This window comes from Celeribacter naphthalenivorans (genome assembly GCF_020524585.1).
Taxonomy (GTDB): Bacteria; Pseudomonadota; Alphaproteobacteria; order Rhodobacterales; family Rhodobacteraceae; genus Celeribacter; species Celeribacter naphthalenivorans.
The window spans coordinates 156,477-177,420 of record NZ_JAIVLK010000002.1; the positions used below are offsets into that span (position 1 = coordinate 156,477).

At 61.2% G+C, this 20,944-nt stretch carries 16 protein-coding genes; 5 read left to right on the forward strand and 11 right to left on the reverse strand.

The features are described from left to right. Positions 1 to 20 precede the first annotated feature (20 nt). The 4 genes from LC094_RS04355 to LC094_RS04370 all read left to right on the forward strand — a co-directional run bounded on the left by LC094_RS04355 (position 21) and on the right by LC094_RS04370 (position 7,864). Positions 21 to 1,808 carry a BapA prefix-like domain-containing protein gene (locus tag LC094_RS04355; protein WP_226550520.1) on the forward strand — a complete coding sequence of 596 codons (1,788 nt, stop codon included), beginning with the start codon at positions 21 to 23 and terminating at the stop codon, positions 1,806 to 1,808. Between the two features lie 252 nt (positions 1,809 to 2,060). Beyond that, positions 2,061 to 3,947, forward strand: a complete 1,887-nt coding sequence (locus LC094_RS04360) for a BapA/Bap/LapF family prefix-like domain-containing protein (RefSeq protein ID WP_226550521.1) — start codon at positions 2,061 to 2,063, stop codon at positions 3,945 to 3,947. Positions 3,948 to 4,194: 247 nt separating this feature from the next. Continuing rightward, entirely contained in the window at positions 4,195 to 4,386 is a 192-nt protein-coding gene (locus tag LC094_RS04365; protein WP_226550522.1) for a hypothetical protein, read from the forward strand. A gap of 190 nt (positions 4,387 to 4,576) precedes the next feature. Further along, positions 4,577 to 7,864 (forward strand): CapA family protein, encoded by a 3,288-nt coding sequence (locus LC094_RS04370; protein ID WP_226550523.1) that lies wholly within the window; start codon positions 4,577 to 4,579, stop codon positions 7,862 to 7,864. A gap of 115 nt (positions 7,865 to 7,979) precedes the next feature. Here LC094_RS04370 and LC094_RS04375 read toward each other — a convergent pair whose 3' ends face one another. The 8 genes from LC094_RS04375 to LC094_RS04410 all read right to left on the reverse strand — a co-directional run bounded on the left by LC094_RS04375 (position 7,980) and on the right by LC094_RS04410 (position 15,986). After that, positions 7,980 to 8,996: an ABC transporter permease gene (locus LC094_RS04375; protein WP_226550524.1), complete on the reverse strand. Its 1,017-nt coding sequence runs from the start codon at positions 8,994 to 8,996 to the stop codon at positions 7,980 to 7,982. After that, positions 8,993 to 10,495 (reverse strand): sugar ABC transporter ATP-binding protein, encoded by a 1,503-nt coding sequence (locus LC094_RS04380; RefSeq protein WP_226550526.1) that lies wholly within the window; start codon positions 10,493 to 10,495, stop codon positions 8,993 to 8,995. Before LC094_RS04380 ends, LC094_RS04375 begins: the two co-directional genes overlap by 4 nt. Positions 10,496 to 10,562: 67 nt before the next feature. Continuing rightward, complete coding sequence (torT, locus tag LC094_RS04385; protein ID WP_226550527.1) at positions 10,563 to 11,627, reverse strand: TMAO reductase system periplasmic protein TorT; 1,065 nt, start codon at positions 11,625 to 11,627, stop codon at positions 10,563 to 10,565. Positions 11,628 to 11,732: 105 nt separating this feature from the next. Next, complete coding sequence (locus tag LC094_RS04390) at positions 11,733 to 12,704, reverse strand: 5-oxoprolinase subunit C family protein (RefSeq protein WP_226550528.1); 972 nt, start codon at positions 12,702 to 12,704, stop codon at positions 11,733 to 11,735. Beyond that, positions 12,694 to 13,569: a 5-oxoprolinase subunit B family protein gene (locus LC094_RS04395; protein WP_226550529.1), complete on the reverse strand. Its 876-nt coding sequence runs from the start codon at positions 13,567 to 13,569 to the stop codon at positions 12,694 to 12,696. Before LC094_RS04395 ends, LC094_RS04390 begins: the two co-directional genes overlap by 11 nt. Next, positions 13,566 to 14,942 (reverse strand): acetyl-CoA carboxylase biotin carboxylase subunit, encoded by a 1,377-nt coding sequence (locus LC094_RS04400; RefSeq protein ID WP_226550530.1) that lies wholly within the window; start codon positions 14,940 to 14,942, stop codon positions 13,566 to 13,568. Before LC094_RS04400 ends, LC094_RS04395 begins: the two co-directional genes overlap by 4 nt. Before the next feature lies 1 nt (position 14,943). Next, positions 14,944 to 15,177, reverse strand: coding sequence for an acetyl-CoA carboxylase (locus tag LC094_RS04405; RefSeq protein ID WP_226550531.1), 234 nt, complete (start codon positions 15,175 to 15,177; stop codon positions 14,944 to 14,946). A gap of 29 nt (positions 15,178 to 15,206) precedes the next feature. Beyond that, positions 15,207 to 15,986: a 5-oxoprolinase subunit PxpA gene (locus tag LC094_RS04410; protein ID WP_226550532.1), complete on the reverse strand. Its 780-nt coding sequence runs from the start codon at positions 15,984 to 15,986 to the stop codon at positions 15,207 to 15,209. 307 nt (positions 15,987 to 16,293) lie between these two features. Here LC094_RS04410 and LC094_RS04415 point away from each other — a divergent pair, with 307 nt between their 5' ends. Next, positions 16,294 to 17,211 (forward strand): LysR family transcriptional regulator, encoded by a 918-nt coding sequence (locus LC094_RS04415; RefSeq protein ID WP_226550533.1) that lies wholly within the window; start codon positions 16,294 to 16,296, stop codon positions 17,209 to 17,211. Between the two features lie 24 nt (positions 17,212 to 17,235). Here the strand turns inward: LC094_RS04415 and sctX are convergent, their stop codons facing one another. The 3 genes from sctX to LC094_RS04430 all read right to left on the reverse strand — a co-directional run bounded on the left by sctX (position 17,236) and on the right by LC094_RS04430 (position 20,719). Next, positions 17,236 to 17,610, reverse strand: coding sequence for a type III secretion apparatus assembly protein SctX (sctX, locus tag LC094_RS04420; RefSeq protein ID WP_226550535.1), 375 nt, complete (start codon positions 17,608 to 17,610; stop codon positions 17,236 to 17,238). A 3-nt stretch (positions 17,611 to 17,613) separates the two neighbouring features. Beyond that, positions 17,614 to 18,237 (reverse strand): hypothetical protein, encoded by a 624-nt coding sequence (locus LC094_RS04425; protein ID WP_226550536.1) that lies wholly within the window; start codon positions 18,235 to 18,237, stop codon positions 17,614 to 17,616. 142 nt (positions 18,238 to 18,379) lie between these two features. After that, positions 18,380 to 20,719, reverse strand: a complete 2,340-nt coding sequence (locus LC094_RS04430; protein WP_226550537.1) for an EscD/YscD/HrpQ family type III secretion system periplasmic domain-containing protein — start codon at positions 20,717 to 20,719, stop codon at positions 18,380 to 18,382. Between the last annotated feature and the right edge of the window lie 225 nt (positions 20,720 to 20,944).

Here is a 20,944-nt window from a genome sequence, read left to right on the forward strand (position 1 = left end):
AAAGGACTAGGGAAATGGCGATGAGTGGATTTGTTGTTGGCGACGCAGTGGATGTTCAGATTCATCTGAATAAGGACAGCGTGAGCCGTTTTGTGAAATCCGGAAACGACCTTGTTATTGAACAGGTCAATGGTGACACGCTCACCCTCAGCAATTTTTATATCGAAACCGCCAGTGGCGAGGCGCATCGCCTGCTCTATGCAGATGGCACGTTCAGCGGTGTCGAAGGCGTCTGGGACGATGAAGACGCGGTCGCAGGGCTTGGTCAGGGGTTCTCCTTGGATGAAGCCGGCGCTGGTCTGGCCGCCTTGGCGGGGCTTGGTGCCGCAGTGCTTTTGGATGACGACGACGACAATTCAGACGATGATGACGATGATACGGTCGACCCGGATCCCGAGCCCGAGCCCGAGCCGGAGCCCGAGCCGGACCAATCGACGGGCATTCTCGACTCTGTTGTGGATGACGACGGTCTTCTGGGGTCTTTGACCGGCAACGAAGGTGGCCTTGGCGCGATCACAGGATCCGAAGGCCTGCTGGGCAGCCTGATCGGCAATGACGGCCTTTTGGGTGCCGTGACCGGCGAAGAAGGTCTCTTGGGTGGTCTGCTGGGCGCAGGTCTGCTCGGTGACGGCCCGAGCTCCGATGATCCTTTGTCCAGCGTGACCGATGCGCTGTTGGGCGAGGGCTCGCTTGTCGGTGGCTTGCTCGGCAGCACCGGTCTCACCGCCGGTTTGCTGGACGCTGACGGTCTTGTCGGTAGCCTTCTGACCGAAGACGGTCTCGTGGGCGGATTGCTGGGCGATGAGGGGCTCGTCGGTGGGCTTTTGGCGGAGGACGGTCTCGTGGGCGGTCTTCTCGGCGGCGATAGCCTTGTCGGTGGCCTGCTTGGCAACGAAGGTCTGGTGGGCGGTCTCACGGATGGTCTTCTCGGCGGCGAAGGCGGCTTGCTCGACGGTCTTCCGCTGGTCGGTGGTTTGACCGATGGGTTGCTGGGCGGCGAAGGCGGCCTGTTGGACGGCCTTCCGATTGTGGGCGGTCTCACGGATGGTCTTCTCGGCGGCGAAGATGGGCTGCTTGGCGGCCTGACCGGCGACGACGGACTTCTGGGCGGCTTGCTCGGCGGGGAAGGGGGACTTCTGGATGGTCTCCCGCTCGTGGGTGATCTGACCGACGGACTTCTCGGCGGCGAAGATGGACTCCTCGGCGGTTTGACCGGCGACGACGGTCTGCTTGGCGGCCTGCTCGGCGGCGAGGGCGGTCTTCTCGACGGGCTTCCGCTGGTTGGTGATCTGACCGATGGTCTCTTGGGCGGCGAAGATGGCCTGCTGGGCGGCTTGACGGATGGTGTCCTAGGCGGTGAGGGTGCCGGGCTTCTGGATCCTGTGCTGGCTGATGGGGGGCTGCTGGGCGATGTGACTGGCAATAGCGGGCTGCTCGGTGATGTGACTGGCAACGATGGCCTGCTTGGCGGCGTCGTTGGGGATGAGGGGCTCGTGACAGAACTGACGGGTCTGACCTTGCTGACCGATGGGGGCGAGGCCTCTGACGGTCTGCTCGGTGGCCTGACCGATGGCTTGCTGGACGGCATCATCGGCGAAGACGGTCTTCTGGGCGGTCTGACCGGTGGTCTGCTCGGTGGTGAGGATGGCCTGCTTGATGGGGTGATCGGCGACGAAGGTCTGGTCGGCGGTCTGCTCAGCGACGGTGGTCTCGTTGGCGGGCTTACGGACGGTTTGCTCGGTGGAGAGGATGGTCTTCTGGGCGATTTGACCGGTGGTCTGCTCGGTGGTGACGATTCTCTGATCTGATCGATCTCGGAAACGCGATGAAGCGCCCTGCCTTTGGCGGGGCGTTTTTCTGTTTTGATGGCCCTTTGTGAGCACGAGGCCGGGGGGAAATGCGCCTGAGTTGTGCGTGTCGTCGGATTTTCTCCGAATATGATGCGAGAAAACTTGACTAGGCATACTAAAATATCTCAGATACATACTTAAGTCTTTCGTATGAACTTACGTATGTGTTCGTTACTGTGCGAAGGGTGTAATTGGGTATTGGAGTGAAACATGACTATGAAAACAATTCAGGCGTCCCCGAATGAGGTGCGCGTTCCGCTGAACATCGACCAGACCGGGCTTGAGACATACAGCCGGTCGGGCAATGATCTGATCATTGATCTTGGCAATGGGGATATGATCACCGTTGCTGGCTATTACGTCCCGGCTGCAGACGGGTCGCTTCATAGCATTGTCTATAGCAACGATATGGTGATTGAAGGCGATCCCGCGGCGGCTGGCCTTGGTGAAAGCATGCCCGAGGAAGCCGTGGCGGCGCTCGGTCTTGGCGCCCTCGGTCTCGCAGCACTCGCCGGTGGCGGTGGAGGCGGCGGTGATGACAGCGACGCCGATGCGGACGCCGACGCGGATGCTGACGCCGACGCGGATGCTGACGCCGACGCGGATGCAGATGCGGACGCCGACGCGGATGCTGACGCCGATGCAGATGCTGACGCCGATGCAGATGCTGACGCCGATGCAGATGCAGATGCTGACGCCGATGCTGATGCTGATGCGGACGCCGATGCCGACGCGGATGCTGATGCTGACGCCGACGCGGATGCAGATGCTGACGCCGATGCTGACGCGGATGCCGATGCAGATGCTGACGCCGATGCTGACGCGGATGCCGATGCAGATGCTGACGCCGACGCTGATGCGGACGCCGATGCCGACGCGGATGCGGATGCCGATGCTGACGCCGACGCGGATGCTGATGCGGACGCTGATGCAGACGCCGATGCGGATGTTCAGGGCTTCCTCGATCCGCTGATCGGTGCTGGCGGTCTGCTGGCCGGTCTCACGGACAACGGTGCGCTGTTGGGCGATATCACGGGGTCTGATGGCCTTCTGGGTGATCTCGTCGGGGAAGACGGCGTGCTTGGGGGGCTTGGAAACGACCTTCTGGGGCAACCGCTTCTGGGCGACGGGGTCCAAGGTGACGATATTGGCCTGCTTGACGGTCTCGTCTCCGATACCGGCTTGCTCGGCGATCTGACCGGAAACTCCGGCCTGCTGGGCGACGTCACGGGCTCCGGTGGCCTTCTGGGCGATCTGTTGACGAACGATGGCGTGCTTGGTGACATCACGGGCTCTGAAGGGCTTGTCGGCGATTTGATCGGCACCGGCCTGCTCGGCGAAGGCGCAACCGACGGCAGTTCGGATGGCGGCCTCCTTGGCGGTGATCTCCTCGGCGGTTTGACGGACGGTCTGCTCGGCGGTCTGACAGATGGTTTGCTCGGCGGCGAAGGCGATCTGCTTGGTGGTCTGACGGACGGCCTCTTGGGCGGTGACCTTCTCGGTGGTCTGACCGATGGTCTGCTTGGCGGCGAGGGCGACTTGCTTGGTGGCCTGACAGACGGCCTCTTGGGCGGTGATCTGCTCGGTGGTTTGACCGATGGGCTGCTTGGCGGCGAGGGCGACCTGCTTGGTGGTCTGACAGACGGCCTTTTGGGCGGTGACCTTCTCGGTGGTTTGACCGACGGTCTGCTCGGTGGCGAAGGCGATCTGCTTGGTGGCGTGACGGACGGCCTCTTGGGCGATGATCTCCTTGGCGGGCTGACCGATGGTCTCCTTGGCGGCGAAGGTGGGCTTTTGTCTGGGCTGACGGGCAGTGACGCTGGCTTGCTCGACGATGTGCTCGCAGATGGTGGCCTGCTCGGCGATGTGACCGGCAACAGTGGCCTCTTGGGCGACATCACCGGCAATGACGGAGTGCTTGGCGACGTGATCGGTGACGCAGGACTTGTTGCCGATGCGACAGGGCTTGTCCTGGTGACGGATGGTGACCCGGCGGCGTCCGGTGGGCTCCTTGGTGGGCTGACGGATGGTTTGCTTGGCGGTGATCTGTTGGGCGACGACCTGCTGGGCGGTGTCACCGACATCCTGCCGATCTAAACAAAACAGACCCGGGCGGAATTGCCCGCCCGGGCTCTATCTGGGGCATAGCGTGGCCAAGCCGGTAGTATAAAAAGAGATCACCATCCAACGGCCATTGGATGGTGTAGGAGAAGACCCTGCAAATAACTTCTCCGCACGCAGGGCTGGTCTCTCACCGGACCAACCCAACACTTGAGAGGCGGATTGTGTCACCCCCAATATCACTCACCCAGCATGATCTGCCTCTCTCCTTTAGGAGTTCGACATGAACCAAAGCTTGAATGATCTCCGGCATACTGATGCATCGACACAGGGACTGTCCAGCAATTTGATTGCGGACGCGCTTTACGCAAGTGTTATTGCTGAATCTTTGGGCTTTTCAGCGACGTCTCGTGCCTTCGCAGCTCTGGCGGCAGACCATCAGGCGCTTTTCAAAGCGGGTCAGGGCCAGAGTTAGGGCCAGAACAGCTGAGCCAGAGCTTTGCCGCCATGGTCTTGTCGTGAGGACTGTGTCGACATGTCTTTTCTGGGACGCCAGTGTTGACTTGGATCGTGGTGCTATGATCCTATCCTTTCGGCGTATTTACTATGCTCAAAAGGTGAGGGTGTCTGAGCCGTTCGGGATGAACCTGCTCAGGATATAAGTCATGACGAAGACTATTTGCGACCCGCTCTCCCGCCTGACCGCCTCGCCTTTGGTGCCGCTAAGCCAACTTTTGGCGCAGGCACGTGCGGCGCTGACCTATGCGATGTCATCCGCTGAAAAAAACGCGCCGCTTCGGGTCTTTTTCTCGATCAGCAACGGCACCGAACGTGCGACAGTCATTCATTTTTCCGCGCCGGATGTGAAAGCCCTTTGGACGCAGCTCGAACAGTGGTGCATCGAGGCGGACGCCTCCGACAGGAAGGTCCGTTGGGTGCGCGTGGATTGGGTCAGCCAAAGCTGGGCCTTGTCATGGGAGCAGGCACAACAGGCGTTTCAAGCCAGCAAACGCAACTATTTCCGCTATGGCGTGGCACTGGACCCCGGGTTTTCTCAGGCGTTTCTCGAACAGGAACTGAATGCCAATGCGATGCTCTATCTTGGCAATGCGGTCGAACACGCGGGATTGAACATCAAGAACTTCACGGCCTATGGCAAGCGACGTTTCGGTGCGGCGTTCACCTTGCCGACTGAGGCGCAGGCCCCCGTGCAGCTTTTTGCGACAGAGGCGTTTTTGCTTGAGGCCGATGCGCCGCCTGTGCCGCTACATGGCTATGAAGGCGGGGTCGAAGGGCGGGATACCGGGCGGCGCAAATTGGCGGATCTGGATCAGCCCTGCGTCACGCGGTTGATTGACGACGCCAGCCGTTTTTTGGCTGAGCAGCTCGACGAGAAGGGCCAATTTACCTACGGGCTGCATCCGTGTTTTGATCGGGAAATCAACTCTTACAACACCTTGCGCCATGCGAGCACGCTTTATGCGATGCTGGAGGCCTGGGAGGTGACGCAGGATGCGGCGCTCAAAGAGGCGATTGATCGCGGGCTTGCTTTTCTGACCGAGACGTTGATCCAACCCTACGACGCGCCGGAGGGGGGACAGGTCGCTTACCTGCGCGACATGAACAATGAGCTCAAACTGGGCGGAAGTGCCGTTTGTCTTCTGGCGCTTGTGAAATACACCGAACTGACCGGCGATGAGCGTCATCTGTCCCTTCTTGAGGCGCTGGCCTTGGGGATTGTGCGGCTTCAGGACGCAGAGACGGGACAGTTGGCGCATGTGCTCAATGCCGATGATCTTTCGGTCAAGGAGGTGTTTCGCATCATCTATTACGATGGCGAGGCGGCCTTTGGATTGATGCGCCTGTACGGATTGACCAAGGACCCGCGCTGGATCGCGACGGTTGAGAAAGCGTTCGACTATTTCATCGCGCAGGAGCATTGGAAAATTCACGATCACTGGCTGAGCTACTGTGTCAACGAGCTGACACTCTACCGGCCGGAGGAACGCTATTTTCGCTTTGGACTTCAGAATGTTGTCGGGCATCTCGACTTTGTGCTCGACCGGATTACCACCTTTCCGACGCTGCTCGAATTGATGATGGCCGCGCATAAGATGATCGGTCGCCTCGACCAAAGCGCGGAGCATCGTCATCTCCTGAAGCAGTTGGATCGTGATACATTTTACCGGGCACTGGAAACCCGGGCGCATCATCTGCTGAACGGCTTTTTCTGGCCCGAGATTGCGATGTATTTCAAAAATCCTGCGCGTATCTTGGGGAGTTTTTTCATCCGGCATCACGCGTTTCGGGTGCGCATTGACGATGTGGAACATTACCTCTCGGGCTATGTTGCCTATCTGCGGTATTATCTCGGCCAAGCCCAAGCGACAGCTGCAATCGAGAGTGCGCCACAGGCTTCGGTCCCAAGTTTGCCGCATCCGGCACAGGCTGTCGTGGCACTGGCGGGCAGTCTCAATCTCGGCGGGCGCGTGCATGACCGCGCCGGACAGCTTGGACTGGATCAACTGATTGAGCTTCCCGTGTTGAAAGAGGCAGATTTGTCGATTGCGACCCTTGATTGTGTGGTGAGCACATTGGGCCAGCAGGGGGTCGACAAGGGCGAGCAGGGGCCGTTCTATCGGCGCGCCCGGCCAGAGATGATCGAGGTGCTCGCCAATGCCGGGATCGATGCGGTGACGGTCGCCAATGCCCATAGCGGCGATTACGGTCCAGCGGCGCTTTTGCAGCAAAAAGACATTCTGGATGCGGTCGGTATCGCCAGTGCAGGCAGCGGATCTGATCGTGAAGCGGCCTTTCAGCCGACCTATTGTCAGGCGGGCGATCTGCGTGTTGCGCTGTTTGGTATCGATGCCTCCCAAGAACGCTTTGCGGCAGGTGAGGCTGAGGCCGGAACGGCTTATCTCTCGCCCCACCATCCGGATGCGTGGCGCCTGACGCAGGAGTTCAACGCCGCGGCAGAGCAGGCGGATGTCGTTTTCGTCTCCGTGCATTGGGGGAAACAGGTCGCTGAGGCGACCCAACGTGCGCTGTCGCAGGCCCTGATCGACGCAGGGGCCGATCTGGTCTTTGGCGCACGCGACAGCCGGCTTGAAGGCGTCGAAATTTATAACTCCAAGCCGATCCTGCCGGGCTTGGGGGTGATCTTGTCAGAAGCTTTGCGAAGCGACATCAAACCGGGCGGCGTGTTTCGTCTTGGCCTTGAGCGTGGCCGCGTGGCTTGGGTCGAGTTTCTTCCCATCGGTGTCGGGTATGGTTTTTGCGAGACCTTGCCCGCCGCCGCCGCCGCGCCCGTCCTTGCCGATTTCGCTGCGCGCTGTCGGGCGGTCGGAACCTCTGTTGAGATCACGGAGCAGGCTGTGGTGATCCATGTCGATGCGCCTGCGGATCGTGCCGCCAGGCCGACAGACACGACGAACGCCCGAACCGAAGCCGTTGCGAAACAGGAGAAACCCCGTCGGCTTGAACGCCTGTCGGAGTTTGCGCCCGCCGTCCGTCTCGGACAGGCGACCCATGTGCCCCGCGATGCCCGGGTCGTCCCTCAGATCGTGAACGGGCTTGAGCTCTTGGGGGTTCGTCTCAATCCGACGCAGATCACCCGCCGCGAGATGCTTTGGGTGGAGACGTGGTGGCGCGCAACGCCTGTGCCACCGGATGATTTGAAGCTCGAGTATCGGGCCGTTCCGCCCGGCGGGGAGCATCGCGCGATCTGGGGGCTCGGTTCGGCGCATGATCCCTGTGACTGGATGCAGCCAACCTCCCGCTGGCAGGCGGGAGAAATCTATTATGACCGTTTCGGCCTGCGTCCTCCGGCGCTCGAACATCTGCGTGCGGCGTATTTGCAGCTTGAAATCCGTGTTGTTGGACGGCGCCCGAATACGGACTGCTATCTTTTTCCAAGACCTCTTCCGCTACGCTTGGGAGACCCATCGTAGCCGCTGCGCCAGATGGGGACTTCTCACACAGGTTTACGAGATTTTGGGGCTTTGGGGCATAAAACCCGCGCCACGTCGAAGGTCGCGCGGGTTTTGACCATCTGTGAGCGGGGCGTTACGCGCCGCGCATGATCATCCGGTAGCGCATCTGGTCAAAGATCACCGCAAGGATCAACAAGCTGCCCAGCAGCACCATCTGCATGTAGGAACTGACGCGGGCGATGTTCATGCCGTTTTGCACCATGACGATGAAAAACGCGCCCAAGACCACGTTCTGAACCCGCCCGATGCCGCCTCGCAATGAGACGCCCGCGATGACACAGGCTGCGATCGATTCAAGCGCCATGGTGCCGCCGAGATTGGCCTCGCCGCTCTCGACGCGGGCGGTCAAAAGCACGCCGGTCAGCGCGGCGATCAGCGAACAGAGCACATAGGCCAGAACCAGCGTCTTCTTGGTGTCGATGGCCGAGAGATGCGCGGCCTTGATGTTGCCGCCGACGGCATAGATGCGGGTGCCCAGCGTGGTGCGCGACATCATCAGCCACATCACGACGATACAGATCACCGCGATGAACACCGGCACGGGCACGCCGAACCATTTGCCGAACCCGAAGGTGTCGCCAAAGGCAATGGGCAGGCCGGAGATCGGGATGCCGCCGGTCATGAAGAGCGCAAGCCCTGCGCCCACGGAGGAGACGCCCAGCGTCATGATGAAAGGCGAGACCTCGAAATAGGCCACACCCACGCCGTTGATCAGCCCGACGATCAGCGCGACGCAGCCGCCTGCGAGGATGCCGGTCGCGATGATCAGGAACACGCTGTCAAAGACGCCCGCGGCCCATGTCATCGACAGGGCGGAGGCCACAGAGGTCAGCGCAATCGCGGTGCCGACCGACAGATCGAACCCGCCGGAGACCAAGACCAGCATTTGCCCCAAGGAGACGAGCACCAGATAGACCGACTGGCGCGCGACATTCATCAGGTTCTGCCCGGTCAGGAATTTGTCGGACATAAAGGAGAACACCACCAACGCGATGCCCAGAAAGAACGGCAAGACGCCCACGCGGATGAACAGGGTTTTGATCGGATTGGCGCGCGGTGTGACCTGCGCCGCTGCGGTTGCATCGCTCATTGGACGGGCTCGCTTTCGGTGAAGAAATAGTTCAGGACGGTGTCTTCGCTGGCCTCAGCGCGCGGCAGCTCTGCCGACACATGACCATTGGCGAAAACAAGAATGCGGTGGGACAGGTTGATCGCTTCGGGCAGATCGGAGGAGATCACGATCACCGCCTTGCCCGCTTCGGCCAGAGCCTTGATTTTCAGGTAAAGGGCCGCGCGGGTGCCCATATCGACGCCCACGGTGGGTTCGTCGAAAATATAGACATCGGCCTCCTGACCAAAGGCTTTGCCGAAGAGCACCTTTTGCTGATTACCGCCCGATAGTTGCGACACACGCCGGGCGCGGTAGTCCTCGGGCAGCTCGACCCGCGTGGCAATCCCGGCCACCGTGTCACGCACATTGCGCCAGTCGATCCAGCCGCGTTTCACGGGCGCACCGGAGGTCACGACATTGAGCGCAAGGTTCTCGTCAGAGGTCTTGGCCAGATCCAGCCCCTCGTGTTTGCGATCAGGTGACAGGTAATAGAGGCCTGCGCGGATGATCTCGCGAGTCGGCAGTCCGGTGATGTCGTGCCCGTTCAAGTGGACCGTGCCGGAACGTCGGGGACCTAAGCCCATCATGGCGCGGAAGAACCGCGATTTGCCGCAGCCGACCAACCCCGCCACACCCAGAACCTCGCCTCGGCGCAGGCGGAGCGAAGAGGGCGCGATACCGAGGGTGGCGAGATCCGCGACCTCAAGCACCACGTCGCCGGGCGTCGTGGCGATGGTCGGATAGATGTCGGCAATCTGGCGTCCGGTCATCATTTCGACCAAAGCTGCCTCATCCGTGCCCGCCATCTCGACCGTGCCGATCTTGGCCCCGTCGCGCAGCACGGTGATGCGGTCGGCGATGCGTTTGAACTCCTGCATCCGGTGCGAAATATAGATGATGCCGACGCCTTTGGCCTTTTGTCGGTCGATGAAATGGAACAGGTGATCCACCTCGCGTTCGGTCAGGGAGGCGGTGGGTTCATCAAGGATCAGCACCTTCAGATCGCCGTGAAACGCCTTGGAAATCTCCAGCATCTGCTGCTGTGCGCGCGACAGCGTGGAGACCTGCGCGGTGGGGGAAATCGGAAAGCCCAGCTCATCGAAAATCTCCTGCGCCCGGCGGCGCATATCGGCATGGTCGATCAAAATCCCCATGCGCGGCTCCTGTCCGAGAAACATGTTCTCGGCCACGGTGAGCGTGGGGATGAGAGAGAATTCCTGAAACACCGTGTAGACGCCATGCGCCTTGGCGCGGGCCACGGAGTCGAAGGCCACCTCGTGATGATCGAGGTAAATTTTGCCCTCGGAGGGTGTATTTGCGCCTGCGAGCATGGAGATCAGCGTGGATTTCCCCGCGCCGTTTTCGCCAAATAAAACATGCACTTCGCCCGCCATAAGATCAAAATCTACGCCATCGAGGGCACGCACGCCGGGGTAGGTCTTGGTGAGGTTGTGGGTCGTGAGAAGAGGAAGAGTCATGGGGCCTCCTATCGGGTGAGACGGCAAGGCCTCACCCGTGTCTTCGGATCAAAGAGGGATCAGGCGATCACTCGACGGAGAAGACGGGGCGGAAGCCTTCCGGCGGCAGGATCGCATCGCGGGACAGATCGCCAATGGTGTCGCTGTCGACGACAAAGATTTTCGGCCCGACGTGTTTGACGTAGTCCTTGCCTTCGATGATCCGCACGGCTTGGTCCATGGCGATCCGGCCCTGAATGACCATGGAATCCGCCGGTGCCGCCGCGATCATGCCGCGCTGGATGCCTGTGTAGACGCCAGGCGTCATGTAAAAGGCCAAAAGGCCGATCTCATCCGTCAGACCGCGTTCACGCAACAGACCCTGTGCGGCTTCGGCGGTGACGGCCGTGCCCGCGAGGTAGCTCACATCCGGGTCGGATTGCAGCACGTCCTCGACGAGTTTGAGTTGGGCTTCCTTGCCGGTGTCGCCGTAGCGCGGTTCCAGAACCTCAATGGCGGAGCCTTTGACGGCCTCCATAAAGCCGGAGTTCGCGGCCTCGACCCAACCTGCGCCTGCCGGACCGGGGAACCAGCCGACTTTGGCCGGATCGCTGCCCGCCGGGTGTTTTTCGGCCAGATATTTGCCGGTCTCAAAGCCCATCGTGTAGAAGGACACGAGAGATTTGGCGGAGATGTCGGGCGAGGAGACGCCGTTGATCACATCGATCACCGGAATGCCTTTGGCGGCGGTCTCTTTGATCACGTTGTTCAGGCCATCGTAAGAAATCGCGCCGATGATCACCGCGTCAGCCCCTGCGGCCACACAATCCTCGATCTGGCTCACCTGTTTGGCAAGCTCGGTGTAGCCGCCTGCTTCGACGAGGTTCATCTTGACGCCGAGACGCTTGGCTTCTTCTGCGACGCCATAGTCGACACCCAGCCAATAGGCGTCTTTCATATGCGGGAAGGACACGCAGATGTCATAGGCCGCATCGGCCTTCTCAAGCGGCGTGTAGGTGACGGCGCTGGCGGTCCCGTCGGTCGAGAAGGCGGGGGTCACCTCTTCGGCCTCATAGGGAAACCAGTCTTCGGCAAAGCTGGGGGATGTGGCCAGCGCGGCAAGCGCCGCGCCTGTCATCAGGGCGAGTTTCATGGATCTGACTCCTTGTTGGTTCATCAGGGAAGGCGGCTTTGTGCCGCTTATTGTTGTGGTCTGGCTTTCGAGGTGGGGCCGAAGCCCCGGGGGGACGTCGGCCCCTCAGGAGAGGGACTGACGAATGTCTGAAATCAGGGCTTTGCGTGCGGCGCGGGCGGCAAGTGCTTCGTCCATCTCGACGCGTTTGAATTTGACCGGCGTGTTGGGCTGTAATTGCCCGATGAGGTCCATATCGGCGGAGATCACCGCGCCGAGGGTGAAATACCCGCCGCCCGACACCGCATCGCGGTGCAACACGATGGGCTCAAGCCCGCCGGGCACCTGAATGGAGCCGTAGGAATAACAGCCGTCGACGATATTCGACGGATCGGAGCCTGCGCCGAAGGGCTGCGGACGGTCGACGAATTCCATCGGCTGGCCGCCACGGAAGCGGTAGCCCATGCGGTCGGCCTCGGGCGCGACCACCCAATCGTCGTCAAAGAACGCCTTTTGGCTCTTTTCCGTCAAACGGTGCCAATACAGGCCGGTCAGGACGCGCAATTCGGCCGGGGTGCCGGGGCGGCGTCGGAGCGCGTCGGGGACCACGCGTCCCTCCGCCACCACCGACCCGTCGCCGACAGGGATCACATCGCCTGCGGCAATGGCGCGGCCTTCAAAGCCACCCAAAGCGCCAATCGGATAGGTCGAGCGCGAGCCAAGTGCGGGCGGCGTGTCGATGCCGCCGGAGACCGCGATATAGATGCGCGCGCCGGTTTTCAGAAAGCCGAAGGACAGCACCTGACCGGGTTTCACCGTAAAGGAGGTCCATGTCTCGCGCGGCTCGCCGTCAAGGAACATGGGCATCTCTGCGCCTGTCACGGCCACGCTCATCTCGGCGCCGAATTTGATCTCCGGCCCCATGAAGACGGCTTCCAATCCCGCGGCCCCTTCGTCATTGCCAACGAGCAGGTTTGCGGCCCGAAACGCGAGGCGATCCATCGCGCCGCCTTCGGGAATGCCGAGGTGAAAATAGCCGGGGCGGCCAAGGTCCTGAATGGTCGTTGCAAGCCCGGGTTTGATGATCTCAAGCGTCATTGAGGGCCTCCATCAGCTTGGCGTTAAAGCCGGTCATGTCGTCGTTGAACGCGTCGAGATCAAAAGCGACCTCGGCGATGCGCGGCGTGTAGGTGCCATCCTCGACCGCCTGCGTGATGCGGTCGTATTCGGCGCGGTCGATGGGTTTCCATTTCACGATGTCGCCGGGTTTAAAGAAGACCATGAAGTCTTTGAGATAGCTGATCTTTTGCTCCGGGTCGTAGATCGGCATCGGCGTGATGCCGAACATCTGGTACCCGCCCGCGCCGCGCACGGAATAGATGCAGGAGAAACAGCCACCATAGCCCACCGTCAGCTTCGGCGTGTCGGTGCGGGGGCGCAGGTATTTCGGCACTTCGAGCTGTTTGTCGCGCTCGACGAGTTGGTAGAGAAACGGCAGGCCGGAGACAAAGCCGACCATCGAGACGAACCACGGCTGGCTGTGATGCGCCTCGATGAAATCGGCGACCGTATCATAGCCGTTGATCCGCGCGGCGTAATCGAGATCGCTGCCCGTCGGGTCTTGGTGGCGTTCGCGGAACCGCATCAGGGTCTCGTGGGTCCAGGGGTCCTCGTAATAGAGCGGGATTTCGATGATCCGGGTGTCGAGGCGCTTTTCCTGCGCTTCGGCCTGATGTTCGAAGGCTTTGATCTTCTCCATCATCGCGTCGGGCGCGATCACGTCGGGGTCGAACCGCACTTCGAAAGAGGCATTGGCGGGCAGGATCTCGGTCACGCCGGGGATATTCGCCTCGCGCACCATGTTCGACAGAGAGAGCGCGATGAAGAAGGCGTCGAGCGACATTTCATCGTCGATCTCGACATAGATATGTTCGTCCCCGCCATATGTGTAACGCGTTTTCATGCGGCGTCTCCTTTGGTTGCGGACAGGTTGCCAGCCTCAAGCCAGGGCTCGAGCCATTGGGTGTGGAAGGCGCCTTTGCGCACCTCCGGGTCGGAGGCCAAGGCCAGATGCAGCGGCGCGGTGGTTTTCGTGCCGCCGATCTCCATGCTTTCGAGCGCCTCCACCAGCTTGTCGATGGCGGCCTCGCGGGTCTCGGCGTAAACGATGACCTTGCCCAGCAGAGAGTCGTAGAAGGGCGGGATTTGATAGCCCTCGGAGAGGAAGTGATCGAAGCGCACGCCGTCGCCGGTGGGTTCCTTCAGCGTGGAGACGACACCGGGCCAGGGCATGAAGTTCAGGAACGGGTCCTCGGCGCAGAGGCGCACTTCGATGGCGTGACCGGTCTTTTTGATCTCATCTTGCGTCATCGACAGTGCCGCACCACCGCAGACCTTGATCATTTCGGCCACAAGATCGACGCCGGTGACCATTTCGGTCACGGGATGTTCGACCTGAATGCGGGTGTTCATCTCGATGAAGTAGAACTCATTCGCCGCTTCGTCGTAGAGGTATTCCAAGGTGCCCGCGCCGCGATAGTTCACCGCTTTGGCCAGCGCCACGGCAGAGGCGCAGAGGCTCTCGCGGGTCTCGTCGTCAAGGCACATCGCACCTGCTTCTTCCCAGACCTTCTGGCGGCGGCGTTGCAGCGAGCATTCGCGCTCATAGCAATGCACGGCTGTCTCGCCATCGCCCAGGATTTGCACCTCGATATGGCGCGGCGAGAGGATCGCGCGTTCGATGTAGAGACCCCCGTCGCCAAAGGCGGCTTCGGCCTCGGCCTTGGCTTGCGGGGCCAGCGTTTTCAACTCGGCTTCGTCTTTCGCGATGCGGATGCCGCGCCCACCGCCGCCTGCGGCGGCTTTGATCATCACCGGATAGCCAATCTTTTCGGCGACAGATAACGCCTCAGAGACGTCGATGCGCCCGTCGGACCCGGGGACAACCGGCACGCCAGCGGCCTCCGCAGCCTGACGGGCCGCAACTTTGTCGCCCATGCGCTCGATCGTGTCGGCGGAGGGGCCGACGAAAATCAGACCGGCCTCTTCCACGGCGCGGGCAAAGGCGGGGCTTTCGGACAAAAAGCCATAGCCCGGATGGATCGCGTCCGCCTTGGTGGCCTTTGCGGCTTTCAAAATGGCGGGGATGTTGAGGTAGCTGTCTTTCGATTGCGCGGGACCGACGCAGATGGCCTCATCGGCCAGTTTGACGGCCAACATCTCTGTGTCCGCTTCGGAATGCGCCTGAATCGTGTGGATGCCGAGGGCTTTCGCGGCTTTCACCACGCGCACGGCGATCTCCCCACGGTTGGCGATGAACAGTCGTTGGATCGCCATGTCAGTCAAGCTCCGCCAAGACGGCGCCTGCGGTGACGGGGGTGGCGTCGTCGACGTTGTAGCTTTTGAAGGTGCCCGCGATGTCGGCAGTAACGGCGATGAAGGTTTTCATCACTTCGATCAGGCCGATCTGGTCGCCCACGGCCACCGCATCCCCGGGCGCCTTAAAGGGCGGCTCTTCGGGGGAGGGTTTGTGATAAAACGTGCCGGGGAGGGGGGATTGAATGTCGCTCATGATGTGGTTTCCCTGTTGTTTGGACCGGTTCAGGCGGTCTCGAGCACGGCGGAGGCCGGTGCGATGTTGATCCCGTTCTCGGTGAGAGCGGCGCGAATGGCGCGCCCGATCTCAACCGCGCCGGGGGTGTCGGAATGGAAACAGATGGACTCGAACGCGATGTCGATATCTTTGCCGGTGACGGTGGTCACCTTGCCTTCGACGCAGGCACGCAAACATTTCTGGGCGATCTCTTCGGGATCGGGCCGCGCCACGCGGCGGGTGAAGACGATGGAGCCGTCGTCGCCATAGTCACGGTCGGCGTAGAATTCCCGGATCACCGGCTGGCCCAGACGTTTGGCAACCTCGTAGGTTTTCGAGGTCCCCATGCAAAAGATCAAGAGATCGCCGCTGATCGCCGCCAGACTTTCGATCATGTGGCGCGACAGGTCTTCGTTGACAGCAGCCTCCATGTAGAGCGCGCCGTGGGGTTTGACGTGCTGGAGGCGAATGCCGTGACGGCGCCCGAATTCACGCACCGCGCCGACCTGATAGATGATGTCATTGACCAGCTCTTCGGGCGTGGTCTTGATGTAGCGGCGGCCAAAGCCCTGAAGATCGCGGTAGCCGGGATGCGCGCCAAGGCCCACGCCGTAGGCCTGCGCCAGTTTGATCACCCGATCCATGGAGTTCGGATCGCCGGCATGAAACCCGGCCGCGATATTGGCCGAGGAGATCAGAGCCATCAGCTCTTCATCGGGGGCGTCGCTCAGAACCCAATGCCCGAAGCCCTCTCCCATGTCGCAATTCAAATCGATGATCTTTCGCATGTTCGGTCCTTAATTTCTTTGGACCCATCCTCTGAAAAAAATCTTCCTGTTGTAAAATTCAAAATATTGTTTGTGCATTATCGAAAAATCAGAATGAAAGAGCGGGAAAGAGATCATCTGTAAATCGCTTAAAACAGGGATTTGGTGCAAAAATGGGCGGAGTTGAAACGAAATCGCCTGAAAGTTGTTCTGATTTGTAGATAATGCATATCTACAAATTCGAAATTTACGTTTCCGCGCTCCTGCGACAGGATGTTTCGGAATAAACCGCCGATGGGTATCGGAGATTCCGAACAGGGACAGCACCATGAATCTGCGTCAGTTGAAATATTTCATTGCCACCGCCGAGCTCGGTCAGGTCAGCCGCGCCGCCAGCGAACTCAGGATTTCGCAAAGCTCGATCACCACCGCCGTGCGCGAGTTGGAACAGGATCTCGACGCCATCCTCTTCGTGCGCACCGCGCATGGCATGGAGTTGACGCCGCCGGGGCGCGAGCTTTTGGGGGCGGCGCGCGAAATCATGGAAAAGGTCGAAATGGCGCGCAATGTGGTGCAGGGGCATTCCGAGATCGAAGGCACGATCAACATCGCTGCGACCTATACGGTGATCGGATATTTCCTGCCCTTCCACCTCGACCGGCTGCAACACAGGTTCCCCAAACTCGACATTCGTCTGAGCGAGTTGAACCGCGAGAGCATCGAAGAGGGGCTGATCACCAATCGCTTCGACATGGCGGTGCTTTTGACCTCGAACACGCAAAGTCCCGAACTTGAGACCCAAACCCTGTTGAGTTCCCCGCGTCGGCTGTGGGTGCCGCAAAACCATCCGCTGCAAATCAAAGGCCAGGCGCATTTCGAGGAGATCGCCGAGGAGGATTACATCATGCTGACGGTCGATGAGGCGGCGCATACCTCGATGAAATATTGGGGGCCGACGGGGTTGGTGCCCAAGGTCAAGCTGCGGACCTCTTCGACCGAGGCGGTGCGGTCCATGGTCGCCAACGGGCAGGGCGTGACGATCCTCTCCGATATGGTCTATCGGCCCTGGTCGCTCGAGGGGCGGCGGATCGGCACGGTGGTGGTGGATCGCGACATCCCGTCGATGGACGTCGGTCTGGCCTGGCGCAAGGGGCAGGAGTGGAGCGAGGCGACGCGGATGTTCTTTGACTACTTCAGCGAAGTGTTCCAGGCGCCGCAGATGGGGCATTTGGGGGTGAGAGGCTAGGGGCGTGAGGCGAAGCGAAACCTTTTAGCCCCGCATCAACTCCGCCAGCGCCTTTTGCACCTCTTCGTCCAGCCCGGCCTCTTGCTGCAAGAGCGCTCCGGCGGCCTGCATCGCGGGCCCGTCGCCCGAGGCAAATTTCTCCGCCAGCGCAAGTCGCGTGGCGCTCAGAGCGGATGGGGTGATCAGATCGGCGGAAATTCTCTCGGGCACCACATCGAGTGCGAGGCGTTCATCCAGCGTATGGCGGGCCAGAATCGCATCGAGCGCCTGCACCTGCGGTAGGAAAATCGCGCGCGCGACGGGGCTGTCGGTTGGCAGGTGGACATCGTCTTCGGCCCGCAGCCGGTCGATGCCGCTGACCCCGATGTGCATCCCGGCAATGCGTGTAGAACTCGCCAAGGGTCAGCTCCCTTTCAGCGCATCGGCAATCGGACGGGTGCGCCGATCAGAGAATTGCTGTTGCAACAGTTGCTTTTGCGAATAGCGCAGCACATTCACGAATTTCGGGTTGCGGCGGGACATATGCGCGGCCCCCGACAGGTGCTTGCGGGCCTCTTTCAGATGACCGAGCGCGCCGTCGATGGTGCCCAAAAGCGCAAGCGAGCGCGGCTCTTCGGGCCAGACGCGGGTTAGGAAACTGGCCACGCTATGTGCCATCTTGTTCTGACCCATCGCATGCAACTGCGTGGCAAGACCATACAAAGACTGAATTTTATGTTCAGCCAGCGCCGCCGAGGACAAAAAAGCGGTCGCGGCCTGTTCGGCCTCACCGGCAGCGGCCAATTCGCAGGCGGTGAAATAGTTGGCGTCATTCCAGACATCGGGTTCTGCGGCGCGCAACATTTCAAGAAGCTCGAAGACCTCGAGGCGCGTCGCCCCGCTTTCAAATCGCACGCCCGACGCTGACGTCAGGTCAGGGGTATCGTGCTCAGGCAAAAGGCTGCTGATGACATCGGGCATGTCCAATCCCTCGAAGTCCGTCAAGGCTCCGGGATCCAGAACCCTGTCCAGCATGGTATTCAGCATATGTCCATTTCCTTGTTTGAATGGAACCGGCGGTTCGGACATGATTTCGCATCATCACACTGTCAGAGTTCATCTGTCCTACATTTATCATTTAACACACCCCGACGTCGATAAGTTCCGCAAGGCGTGCGCGGCGCGGCGCTTATTCGGACGTGCTGACCTTCCAGCTCAACCTATCCGGGTAAAGCGCGACCTGATATCCCGAGGTCAACCGCAAAAGCACCCCCAGTTCGCCAATCGAAACGATGCGGCTGTCGAGGGTCGGGGCCGAGCCTTCGTGCAATTTGCGACCGTTTTCCAGCATGACGTAACGTGCGCCACTCAGATCGACACCGGTCATCACCAGAGGAAAACGCGGCGTGTCTCTGAAGATGTAATCGGCAAATCTGTCGTTGCGTTCGGTTTCCTGCAAAAAGGTCGAAGAGGTCGCGAGCCGCATCGAAAAGGGGCTGACCTCCTGCATGAGGCAGGCGCGCAGGCGATCCGGCGACAGCGCAGCTTCGAGAATGGTCTGACGGGTCGCATCGTCGAACCCCGACAGATCGGCATCCCCCCCGAGGCTTAGAATATCGAGCCAGAGCATGACGGCGGGGAGCGTCTCGGCGTGCAGGCTGGCGCCGGGCCAACATTGTCCCTCCGTGGAGAGGTCGCGATACGGCTGGGCGGAGAGAGGGCGCGGCCCGCGCAAAAGGGTCTGGCCGTCTTGCAAGGCCGCCTGTTGGCGCTGCGCCAGATGGAACAGTTCCGGCGACAGCTGCGCGAGTCCGGGCAACAGGGCCTGCGCCGTTTCAGACAGCGCCAGATCCCCGGTGTCCGTCGCGGCAAAGAGACGTGCGCTTGCGCTCATCAGCTGTCTTGAGCGCGGATCGTCTGGTGCGCCGACCGGGAAGCGTTCGTAATCGGTGCCCGTTGCGGGCAGGGCGCTCAGCCCGGTTTGGGCCTCTGTGGTGTCCTGAAGTAGGGCGGCAATCGTGCCCGCAGCGGCGGAGCCGGGCATCGCAATTTGAGGGGGGACACCTGCGGAGGAGAATTGCCCGGCCTGAAGTGCCGACAGGCTGGTCACCCGGCCGTTGGTTGCCGAGGCGACGATGGCATCGACCACATCGGGGTTGTTCGCGGCGTAATCGGAAATCACCGAGGCGATCAGCGGCGGCACTGTGGTGCGCGTCGGGCTGCTGTTCGGTGCGCCGTCGCTTGCGCTCTCTTCCACGGAAAGCTGCGGGTCACTGTCCGCCGTGAACGGTCCAAACACCTGATCCGGGCCAAGGGTCACGCCATCGGTGAGCGACTGTGACGAAAGCTGTCGACCGCCCAGAGCTCCGATGATCTCGCTCTTGCCGACCACGAGAGGCACGGAGTTGTCGCTGACCGGCGCGTTTTCCAGCGTCACGAAAGACCGAAGCGGCACGTCGTTGGCAAAGCGTTTGGCGTAGGCCTGTACGAAACCGACCCAATTGTCGGCCTTTTCCGCAGGGATCACGCCGGTGGTCTCGATCAGCATGCCATCGAGGCGGGCGATCACCAGATCGGTCAGGGACAGCCGGTTGATCAAGGCTTGCACTTCGGCAAGATAGGTGCCGGCGGTGCGGATGTCGTTTTGCACGGCGCTGAGGCCAAAGACCTGTGTGCGAATGGTCGTGACGATCTCATCGGTCTCTGCCGGATCGAGGTGCACACCTGCAAGCGTCACCACACCATCCGCCGACAAGGAGGCCGTCAGATTGGGGTCCTGCGCGCTCAAAAGCCCGTCGATGTCGGCCTGCATCGCGTCGAGGGCCCAGATCCGCCTGTGGACGTTCAATCCGGTCTCGGCGATGGCATTCTCCACTGCGCGCCGCTCTGCCGCGCCGGGCACATAGCCGGTGACGATGAGCCTGCCGTCGGCTTCGGCGGCGGCGTCCAGCTCTGCCGGGAAGGTCAGGGACGCAAGCACGCTGCGCAGCGTGGCGATCTCGGCTGCGGTGTCGGCCGATTGCGCGGAGGGCGAGGTCTCTTGCGGGGATTGCAAGGCGACCCCGGCGACGCCGAGCCCCAACAAAACCACGAGTGCCGCCGCCGAGGCTGGTATGGTCCAGCCTTCCAGTTTCGGCAGCGACCAGGATTTTGCGCTTTTCGAAGTCTGCGCGGCTGAGGCGCCCGGGATCAGAAGTTCCGCCCAATTTGCGCCTTCGACGCCCAAGGCAAAGCGCGTGGTCGCGGCGGTCACCACATCGAGCTGGGCGATCTCGCGCCAGTCCTCGCCGCCCGGTTCGATCACCAGACCCGAGGCCATGGAGAGCGGCGTCCCCAAGGCTTGCAGCGCGATCTTGCTGCCGCTCACCCGAATGCGCCCCTGAAGCGCGGGCATGGCGATGTCGATCAGCCGCAGATCGGCATCCTCGCCCGATCCGAAACTGTAAACGCCATCGGACAGCGCGACCTCGGCGCCGGATTGGGTGCCGTTGAGAAGTTTGAGAATGATGGTGCGGTCGGTCTCTGACATGGTGATCTTTCGCCCCCTCCGGGGTGCTGCGCGACGGCGCATTGCGGGCTGATTTGCGGGCTGAAGCTAGGGAAAGCGGGGCCTTGCGTCCACGTCTTGTCCCTTTTCGCGCGACCGCTGGTGACAAATATCACTTGTGGACCGACGGCATGCGCCGGGGACCGTAGGATCACTTTTTTCCTCCTCAGAGGCCGATATAGTTGCCGCAAAACAAACGGGCGCTGT